At 75.7% G+C, this 5,815-nt stretch carries 4 protein-coding genes; 2 read left to right on the top strand and 2 right to left on the bottom strand.

The window, feature by feature from the left end; all coding sequences use genetic code 11:
- Positions 1-37: 37 nt before the first annotated feature.
- Entirely contained in the window at positions 38-1,252 is a 1,215-nt protein-coding gene (locus tag ACFVXK_RS36675; protein WP_389621126.1) for an MBL fold metallo-hydrolase, read from the top strand.
- Between the two features lie 53 nt (positions 1,253-1,305).
- On the opposite strand, the gene ACFVXK_RS36670 is transcribed toward ACFVXK_RS36675, so the two are convergent.
- Together ACFVXK_RS36670 and ACFVXK_RS36665 are read right to left on the bottom strand one after the other, a co-directional pair.
- A complete protein-coding gene (locus ACFVXK_RS36670; RefSeq protein ID WP_389621123.1) occupies positions 1,306-2,457 on the bottom strand; it encodes a serine/threonine-protein kinase in 1,152 nt (383 codons plus the stop codon).
- Complete coding sequence (locus tag ACFVXK_RS36665) at positions 2,427-4,238, bottom strand: hypothetical protein (RefSeq protein WP_389621120.1); 1,812 nt, start codon at positions 4,236-4,238, stop codon at positions 2,427-2,429. Before ACFVXK_RS36665 ends, ACFVXK_RS36670 begins: the two co-directional genes overlap by 31 nt.
- A gap of 404 nt (positions 4,239-4,642) precedes the next feature.
- Between ACFVXK_RS36665 and ACFVXK_RS36660 the strand changes: the two genes are divergently transcribed.
- A partial coding sequence (locus ACFVXK_RS36660) for a sensor histidine kinase (RefSeq protein WP_389621118.1) occupies positions 4,643-5,815 on the top strand: 1,173 nt, incomplete at its 3' end.

The raw sequence follows: 5,815 nt of genomic DNA, 5'->3' as shown, positions 1-5,815 counted from the left end.
CCCCCCCCCACCCCAACCGCACAAACCAGGAGGCGCCATTACCGGCTCCCTTCCCCTGCGTCCCCGGCTGCGCGCCCTGCGGCCCGAAGCCTTCGGCGCGGACGCGTCCGGCGCGCGGCTGGAGCGCATCCTGCGCTCGCCGAACTTCGCCGACGGCGTCTTCCAGAACCCGGTGGGGGCCCGGACCAGGCCTTCCGGCTCGATGCTGGAGTTCGCCAAGATCTACTTCCACAAGGAGCAGCGGATCCGGCGCAACCCCGGCGCACCGATCCCCGTCTACCCCACCACCCTCGCCGAGCTGGCCAAGCCGCCGGCGAGCGGACTGCGCCTGACCTGGATGGGGCACTCCAGCGTGCTCGCCGAGATCGACGGCCGCCGCGTGCTCTTCGACCCGGTCTGGGGCGACCGCTGCTCCCCCTTCCCCTTCGCCGGCCCCAAGCGCCTGCACCCCGTACCGGTGCCGCTGGCCTCCCTGGGCGAGGTCGACGTGGTGGTCATCTCCCACGACCACTACGACCACCTGGACCTGCCCACCATCAAGGCCCTGGCCGGCACGGGCACCGTCTTCGCCGTCCCGCTGGGCGTCGGCGCGCACCTGGAGCGCTGGGGCGTCGCCCCGGCCCGGCTGCGCGAGCTGGACTGGAACGAGTCCGCCGAGGTCGCCGGGCTCACCCTGACGGCCACCCCGGCCCGCCACTTCTGCGGGCGCGGGCTGCGCAACCAGCAGTCCACCCTGTGGGCCTCCTGGGTGGTCGCGGGCGAGCGGCACCGGATCTTCCACAGCGGGGACACGGGCTACTTCCCCGGCTTCAAGGAGATCGGCGCCGAACACGGCCCCTTCGACGCCACGATGATCCAGATCGGGGCCTACTCGGAGTACTGGCCCGACATCCACATGACCCCCGAGGAGGGCATGCGGGCCCACCTCGACCTCCAGGGCGGCGCCCCGTCCGGCACGATGCTGCCGATCCACTGGGGCACCTTCAACCTGGCCCCGCACCCGTGGGACGAGCCCGGCGAGGGCACCGTGGCGGCCGCCGGGGCCGCGGGCGCCGCCGTCGCCCTGCCCATCCCCGGCCAGCCCTTCGAACCGGCCGCCCCCGACGCCCCGGCCACCCCCTGGTGGCGCCCCTTCGTGGCGTCCCCCCCGACCCCGGCGGCCACCCCGCCCGCCCCCGCGGCACCGGACACCCCCGCCCCGGCCCCGGCCCCGACGGCGGACCTCGGCGAACCGGAGGCCGTCGGGTCGTGAACCCGGAGCGCGAACGCTGAGGCGTACCGGCGGCCGCGCCCGGCGCGGCCGTGTCAGCAGTGGGGTCGTTCCGTCCAGCGGGCCGCCTCCCGGAAGGCGTCGAAGGTGCGCCTGTCCCCCGGGGGGAGCCCGTCGGAGCAGTCCTCCCCGAGGCGCTGGTAGAGCGCCGCCGCCCCGCGCGGATCGCCCGACCGGCCGGTGAGCCCCGCGTGCCGGGACCGGGCGTCGAGCACCTCGGCGTCCATGGCCCGCGGCCCTCCGGCATGGTGCTCGATGTACCGTTCGAGCCGCCGGATCTCGTCGACGTGCCGGGAGTCCACGTGCGGCCGGTGGGAGTCGTCGGACACGAATTCGACCTGCTCGACCGCGCGTTCCACGGCCCCGGCGTCCGGCGGCCGGTCCGCGGGGTCCTTCTCCAGCAGGCGCATGACCAGGTGGTCGAGCGGTCCGGGAATCCCGGGCCGCAGCGCCCGGGGCGGCTCGGGGTCCACGTACGTGTGGTGGTTCGCGAAGGCGACCCACTCCCGCAGGTGGCCGAAGGGGGTGCGGCCGGTGAGCATCTCGTACATCACGCAGCCCAGGGAGTACAGGTCGCTGCCGGCCACGACCCGCCCGGCGAAGTGCTCCGGGGACATGTAGGCGAGGCTGCCCACGGGCCGGCCGGACGAGGAGGAGGACCCGCCGGGCAGGCGGGCGAGGCCGAAGTCGACGAGATGGGCGTGTCCCTCCGCCGCGTCGACGACGACGTTGCCCGGCTTGACGTCCCGGTGGACGACGTCCGCCGCGTGGACGTGGGCGAGGGCCGAACAGATCTGTTTGGTCCAGCGCACGGTCTGCTCCAGGGAGGGCTGGCGCCCCGCGCGCAGACGGGCGGCGAGGGACTCCCCCTCGATGTACTCCATGACGGTGTACAGCAGGCCGCCGTCCGCCCCGTGGTCGTGGATCTCGGCGAGACAGGAGTGCTTGCGTATCCGCGCCATGGCCCGGGCCTCCCGGTGGAACCACCGCTCGCCGTCCCGGGCGTCCCCGGGGGAGTCGCCGCCCGCGGGGATCACCTTGACGGCGATCGCCCGGTCCAGGCTCAGGTCGCGGCCCCGCCAGACCGCCCCCTGGGCCCCGCTGCCCAGGTGGGAGTCGAGCCGGTAGCGGCCGCCCAGCACCCGCCCCGGTCCCGTCACGCCCGCACCCGGTCGTCGGGGGTCCACCGGCGCAGCTCCTCCAGCCGCACCGTGTGCCCGTCCCAGTCGGCGAAGAACTCCACCCGGGCGCCCAGCACCGCCAGCAGCCGGTCCTGCGCGCCCGCGTTCCGGGCGAGGCCGGCCTCGCGGACCCTGCGTCGGGCGGCCGGTACGCGCCGCACGTCCAGCAGGCCCCAGGTGACGGCGACCGCGCCCAGGAGCAGCAGGAGCCAGAGGAACGCGCCGGCCAGGAGGAAGGGCCCCAGCACGAGGACCGCCAGCCCGCCCGTCGTGCCCCCGGCCCGGCGGATCCGGTCGGGGACCACGGCCCGCGCCTCCTGCTCCGTACGGTCACGGATGTGGGCGGCCAGCTCGGTGGCGAGCGCCGGCCCGTCCACGGGCGCGGCCGGATCGGTCGGCAGAACGGTGCGCCAGCCCTCGACCACCACCGGGACGGACTCCTTGCGCCGCTGCCCCGAAGCCCGTACGAACGCCTCGGCCGCGGACCGCAGATGGGGGAGCACCCCCAGGAGCGCGAGTCGTCGGGCGTCCTCACCGAGTGCCACCCGACCGGGCTGGAACACCGCGCGGTCGAGGAGCGTCGCCAGGTCCATCACCTCGGCGTCCGCCGGCTGCCCCGGCTCCTCCTCGGCGGCCCGTTCGTCGCCGCGGCGGTCGACGAACCGCTGCAGCGCGTCCATCCGGGCGCGCACGGCGGCCTCGTCGGGCTCCGGCTGCCGGATCAGGCGGTCGATGGCGGTCTCCGCGTAGGGGACCCCGGTCGCGGCACTGGTGCCGGGCTCCGGAGGGGGGAACGTCGCACGGAGGTGGTCCAGGGCCGCCGTCGTGACCGTCGCCAGCCGCCAGCCCTCCTGGAGCTCCTTCCAGTCCCTGCCGCAGGCCCGGCCGAGGGGCGCGTAGCGGTCGCCGGGCGCGATCAGGAGCTTCTTCAGCCGGGGTTCCCAGCGGCGCGCGCCGGCCCTGGCCGCGGTCGTGCCGACGGCCGCCTCGGCCGCCCAGCGGCGCAGGGCGCCGTAGGCGTATCCGTGGGCCTGCGCGCCGAGTTCGCCGCTGGCGACGGCGTCGAGGACCACCAGGAAGTCGCCGCCGAGGCGGTCCGGGTCCATGGCCTGGAGGTAGCGGTCCGTCCAGTTGCCGGCCCACTCGTGCTCCCCCGCCCGTGCCGCGGCCAGTGCGAAGAAGAGGTAGGCCTTGCCCCGTCCCAGGCGCAGTGCCTCGCTCGCCGCGCTGAGCCTGAGCTCCTTGTCGCCGTGGAGCTGGGCGGCCAGTGCGAGGGTGGCGTGGCCGAGCCAGAAGCCGGGATCGTGGACGAGGTGCGATTCGAGGGTGCTGCGGACGGTCGAGGTCCGCAGCAGTCCCCGGCCGACGAGGTCGGGGGTGATGCTCCGGATCAGGCCGGCGGCCAGGGAACGCACCTTCTCCCGCTCGCCGAACCTCCTGCGCCACTCCTCGGCCGTGCGGTCGAGGTCGAACTGGGCGGCGAGGACCGCCTGGTCGCGTTCGTACCGCTCCTGCCAGGCCGTGAAGTCCGCCGCGAGACCGTCGAGTTTGGAGTCGGTGGTGGACAGGTCCTTGCGCAGGTCGGTCGTCGCGGACTTCAGCGAGTCCACGTCGCTGCTGAGCGTGTCCGTCGTGCCCCGCAGCCGGTCGAGTCCTCCGCTCAGTGCCGTGAACCTGCCCAGCAGGCCGTCCAGGGCCTCCTCGCGGCGCCGCAGTTCCGCCCGTATCTCCAGTGGGCCGTCCCCCGGGCCCTGGCCGTGGGCATCGGGGCGGGACGGTTCGTTCATGGCGCCTTCCTCCAGCGCTCGGGGCCGTACGCGGCCGGGGAACAGGTACCTTCCGGCAGTGCGCGGGGGAGCACAAGGGCGCGTCGGGGCCCGGTGGGTGCACGGGCCGCCGCCCACCGCGGGGCGCGGAGGTGGGACGCGTGCGGCGGGTGGCGCGTGGGGTGGCCCGGTGCGCCGGGCGTGCCCGTGGGGCGGCGTGCACGCCCCGACCTGCACAGGTGTGCGCGCTCCCGGCGCATTCGGGCTGTCGTGCGAGCGCTCCATCGGGAGCGGGAAGCAGGCCGCCGAAGTTCCCCAACTCGGCAACGGCCGTGGGAGCGTGCGGTCTAGCGTGGGTACCCGGTGATCAACACCGGGCCCCGGGAACTGGATCCGGGGGCCGGCCCCACCTACCGAGGACGCCGATGTCCGGACTCCGCGCCGCCCGCCACGCCCCGTCGAGACACGCCGCCACGGGCCCCGGCCGGCAGATACGCCCCCAGCTGGTCCGTGCCGCCGTGCTGCCCACGCTCGCCGCCGGGCTCAGCGGCACCGCCGCGGTGATCTTCACCCTCCAGCTCGGCGGGGGCGCCGGACAGCGGGACGCACGGCTGTGGCCGGTGCTCGCGGGCTGCGCCCTGCTGGCCGTCGGGGCCCTCGCCGCCGCCCTGCTGGGGGCCCAGCGCGCCGCCAAGGCCGTCCGGGACCGGTGCGAGGCGCTGCGCCGCTCCAGCATGCGCGGACGCCAGGAGCTGCGCACGACCGCCGAGCGCCTCGAACGGGGCGAGCCGCCGGGGCGCCCCGTGCGGGCCGGACGGGGCACCCCGCCGCCCGAGACCCCCGGGCCGGCCCGGGTGGACGAGTTCTGGCTGCTGGCACAGGAGTTGCGCGGGGCGCGCGAGCAGGCCCACGAGGCGCTCGTCCGGCTGGCCGCCCCGGCCGCGCCCAGCGACAGCGACCGCAAGGTGGAGGTCTTCGTCAACCTCGCGCGCCGGCTCCAGTCGCTGGTGCACCGCGAGATCTCGCTCCTCGACGAGCTGGAGGACACGGTCGAGGACCCCGACCTGCTCCGGCAGCTGTTCCACGTCGACCACCTCGCCACCCGGATCCGCCGGCACGCCGAGAACCTCGCGGTGCTCGGCGGGGCCGCCTCCCGGCGCCAGTGGACGCGGCCGATCGACCTGAGCGAGGTGCTGCGCTCCTCGGTGGCCGAGGTGGAGCAGTACACGCGCGTCAAGGTGGTGCCCCCGGCCGGCGGCACCGTGCGCGGGCACGCCGTCGCCGACGTGGTGCACCTGCTGGCCGAACTGGTGGAGAACGCCACGGTGTTCTCCGCCCCCGACACCGACGTCGTGGTGCGCGCCGAGCGGGTCACGGCCGGGATCGCGGTGGAGGTCGAGGACCGCGGGCTCGGCATGCCGCCGCAGGAGCAGAGCCGGATGAACACCCTGCTGGGCGACCCCGACCAGGTCAGCGTCCGGCACCTGCTGGCGGACGGGCGGATCGGCCTGTTCGTGGTCTCGGCGCTGGCCCGGCGGCACGGGATCGCCGTCGAGCTGAAGTCCAACATCTACGGCGGGGTCCTGGCCGTCCTGGTG

Origin of the sequence: Streptomyces sp. NPDC058157 (genome assembly GCF_042884105.1) — a bacterium.
Classification (GTDB): Bacteria; Actinomycetota; Actinomycetes; order Streptomycetales; family Streptomycetaceae; genus Streptomyces.
The sequence above is the reverse complement of the archived record's forward strand: the minus strand, read 5'-3'. Positions and strand labels throughout refer to the sequence as shown.

What these genes read in the sequence shown, in the direction of transcription:
- ACFVXK_RS36665 (WP_389621120.1), bottom strand. Translation starts at nt 4,238, where the DNA reads ATGAACGAACCGTCCCGCCCCGATGCCCACGGCCAGGGCCCGGGGGAC.